This is a genomic window from Candidatus Bandiella numerosa (genome assembly GCF_021811875.1).
GTDB lineage: Bacteria > Pseudomonadota > Alphaproteobacteria > Rickettsiales > Midichloriaceae > Aquirickettsia > Aquirickettsia numerosa_A.
On record NZ_JAJBJD010000126.1, the window covers coordinates 1 to 3,264 of the forward strand.

The following is a 3,264-nucleotide window of genomic DNA, read 5'->3' on the forward strand; positions in this document are numbered from 1 at the left end:
TGATACTACCTCGCCTTTTTCTTTTTTTCTTACTATTATTTCAAAATCCATTTGATACCTGTATTGTTTTAGGTCAAAGGTTAGCACTTTTCCTATTTATACGCTATCTAATATTTATGCTTCCTATGCTGAAAGCGAGATTAAAAATCAGTGCACTCAACATAGTGATTATAAAGAAATTGATATTTCTAATCCAAGTACATTTAGCTCTTTAAAACAGTTTGAAAAATATCTTTTGCACAATGAGAATGCCCAAGTGGTAATGAATGAAGATTGCAGCGATAAGCAAAAAAAGTTATCAGAATTAACTTATCCAATATTTAACAATTCTCTCCATAGTGATACGGAGCTAAAATTTACTTTATGTAACGACCACATAAAAGATGAATTATAATTTTAAGGCTGAAATTGTTCCTCCTGTATATCAGAAAAATTAGTGACTGTATTTGTTTTATCTATTTTAATTATTCTATCATTGTTTGCATTTTATTTTACTTTATTCAATGTTGAATAATTGACATTTGCTCAATTAATTATTAATCTAGCGTTCACTGATTAGTCTAAATTTTTACCATATGTTATACAAAAATTTGAGTTTTATCGTTATTTTAGCTATAACTACTTCACTGTCTGCATGCTCAAAAATTGAGATAAAAAAGGATTACCCAAAAACACGACAACAAAAAGAAGAAGATAGAATTGGCAAATTAACTGGCGATGGTCTCACTTTTGGTAAATCTACCTCAGGCTCTTCTTCAACCACAAGCCAAATGAACATCAATAACTACCTGTGGAGAGCATCTATTGATCATGTAAATTTTATGCCACTTAATTCAACTGACTCTCTGAGTGGAACCATTATTACTGATTGGTATAGTATAAATAACAATTCCAAAGAAAGATATAAGGTTAATATCTATATATTTGGAAAAGAATTAGCATCAAGTTCTTTAAAGGTGACTGTGTATAAACGGGTTATAGGTAACAATGGAAATTGGAATAATCAATACTACGACCCAAAGTTAGCTGAAAAAATAAAAACAAAAATTATTGAAAGGGCAAGGGAGTTAAAAGTGTTAGAGGGTGACAATCAATAACAATAGTATTTGACGGGCAATAAAGTAAGTGCCTACCTAAGTAAATAAATTTGCTATCAAATAGACCACATAAATAGATATTGATGCAAATATAGCTGCTAGTATGTCGTCAAATATTACTCCAAATGCTCCTTTATATTTTCTATTAACATAATCAATAATCAAAGGCTTTTTAATATCAAAGTATCTGAAGGTTACTAAAGCCATTAAGAATGCTAGATTTTTACTTGATATGTTAACGGGAATAAGGCTAGAAAGATGAAATAGCCAATCTAAAGAAATACATAACGTCAATAACTGACCAATGACTTCATCAATAACAATATAGCTGTGATCATAAGTATTGGTGACCTTTTGGAAATTTTTTACTGCAATTAGCCCAACAACCAATAATACTAACGTCGTTAGCAATAATTGAGATTTAGCAGTAGCAGATGAATATGAGTGCATCAATATATAGTAAAAAATAGGATATGTGGCGATAGATCCAAATGTTCCTGATATAGGCAATTTACCTATGTAAAACCATGTCGATATAACAGAATACCAAGAAAATGGAACTTTTATTTTTATTTTTCTTGCATTTGCAATGCTACCAAGGCTAAATCTTCTTTTCATAATTTTATTTATATAACTTATATTATTCGTTATTAAGTTTATTATAAACAACACTACATACGGCTTGGGCCGCAATCCCCTCTTGAGCTCCTAAAAATCCCATTTTTTCAGTAGTAGTAGCTTTGACACTTACCATATTAGCATGTATTCCTAAAATTTTAGCTATATTGTCCCGCATAATTTTGCTATGTGGCATAATTTTAGGTCTCTCACATATTATTGTTAGGTCTATATTGATTATTTCGGCTCCTGCCTTTCTTAATAAACTCTTAGCATATTCCAAAAAATAAGTTGAATCCATATCTTTATATTTTTCGTCATTTGAGGGAAATAATTGACCAATATTTCCCAATGCCATAGAACCAAGAAGCGCTTCTGTGATAGAATGAAATCCGACATCTCCATCAGAATGAGCTATGATAGATTGATTATGTTCAACCCCAATTCCACAAATTTTAATCTTAACATTTTTATCAAACGGCTGAGAAAATCTATGAACATCTATGCCTATCCCTGTGCGATAAATTTTTTCATCTCTCATAGCATTTCCCATAATATGTTTACAAAATTCAATATCAGAAGTATTAGTGACCTTTATATTATTCCTATCTCCCTCAATTTTGCAAACATTAATGTCATTTTTGATGCACAAACTTATATCATCAGTGTAGTCAATGTTGTTTTGTTTATGTAAATCTAAAATTGTTTTATACCTAAAGCCTTGCGGTGTTTGCGTTGCATATAGTCTTTCTCTATCAAGTATCGTAATATTATCGTTATTATCAGTATGTTTAATTGTATCATTTAAGCTGATTCCTACGTCCACAACAGAGTGATTTTCAAGTTGTAACACAACTTTATCTATCAACTTTGTTGAAATCAATGGTCTTGCTGCATCATGAATTAAAACATTTTCGGGATAGAGTTCTTCGAGAGCTTTTAACCCTAAAAATACAGATTCATTCCTTGTTTTACCACCTATAATAGGATTCAATATATTAAGCTCCTCAATCGATTGATAGTACAAATCCCTGTGCTCCTTGTTAATTACAACAAGTATGTTATCTATAAAATCACTTGCTAAAAAAGCTTTAATTGCCCAGTTTAAAACAGTTTTGCCGTTTATTACAAAGTATTGTTTTGGAATCTCATAACTAAATCTTGTTGAGTTGCCAGCGGCAACTATTATGGCTATATTTTTCACTTATTTCTCTGGCAGTCTTTTGTTATACCAATATAAGAGATAAATGCAAAAAAGAGAAGGAATAGAAAGTAAAGATGATATAACAAAGAAATTATGCCATCCATAAGTTTCTACAACAACACCTGATGTTGGTGCTAATAATGCCCTAATTAACCCAGAAAAAGAGATTAATATTGCGTAGTGAGTTGCAATGTATTTTTCCTGACTTCATGCACTTCGAGAGAAGTGTATAGAGGTAGGTGAGGAAAAAGGAGGAGAAAATTTTAAAGTCGCTGAGTAGTGCCTAAGCTAAATATTAGTTGACATTATATTATTTACTGGTAACATGATAAAAAATATTCTTTA

4 protein-coding genes are annotated in these 3,264 nt (G+C 30.7%); 2 read left to right on the forward strand and 2 right to left on the reverse strand.

The window, feature by feature from the left end:
• The first annotated feature begins 262 nt into the window (after positions 1-262).
• Together L8D11_RS05825 and L8D11_RS04395 are read left to right on the forward strand one after the other, a co-directional pair.
• Entirely contained in the window at positions 263-394 is a 132-nt protein-coding gene (locus tag L8D11_RS05825) for a hypothetical protein (RefSeq protein WP_272906040.1), read from the forward strand.
• A gap of 181 nt (positions 395-575) precedes the next feature.
• Positions 576-1,097 carry a DUF3576 domain-containing protein gene (locus L8D11_RS04395; protein WP_236870459.1) on the forward strand — a complete coding sequence of 174 codons (522 nt, stop codon included), beginning with the start codon at positions 576-578 and terminating at the stop codon, positions 1,095-1,097.
• Between the two features lie 36 nt (positions 1,098-1,133).
• On the opposite strand, the gene L8D11_RS04400 is transcribed toward L8D11_RS04395, so the two are convergent.
• Together L8D11_RS04400 and ispD are read right to left on the reverse strand one after the other, a co-directional pair.
• The gene (locus tag L8D11_RS04400) at positions 1,134-1,715 is read right to left on the reverse strand and encodes a phosphatidylglycerophosphatase A family protein (RefSeq protein WP_236870460.1); all 582 of its coding nucleotides are present in this window, start codon (positions 1,713-1,715) and stop codon (positions 1,134-1,136) included.
• A 22-nt stretch (positions 1,716-1,737) separates the two neighbouring features.
• Positions 1,738-2,919, reverse strand: coding sequence for a 2-C-methyl-D-erythritol 4-phosphate cytidylyltransferase (gene ispD, locus L8D11_RS05930; protein ID WP_236870461.1), 1,182 nt, complete (start codon positions 2,917-2,919; stop codon positions 1,738-1,740).
• Positions 2,920-3,264: the final 345 nt, after the last annotated feature.

What these genes read in the sequence shown, in the direction of transcription:
- L8D11_RS05825 (WP_272906040.1), top strand. Translation starts at nt 263, where the DNA reads ATGAATGAAGATTGCAGCGATAAGCAAAAAAAGTTATCAGAATTAACT.
- L8D11_RS04395 (WP_236870459.1), top strand. Translation starts at nt 576, where the DNA reads ATGTTATACAAAAATTTGAGTTTTATCGTTATTTTAGCTATAACTACT.
- L8D11_RS04400 (WP_236870460.1), bottom strand. Translation starts at nt 1,715, where the DNA reads ATGAAAAGAAGATTTAGCCTTGGTAGCATTGCAAATGCAAGAAAAATA.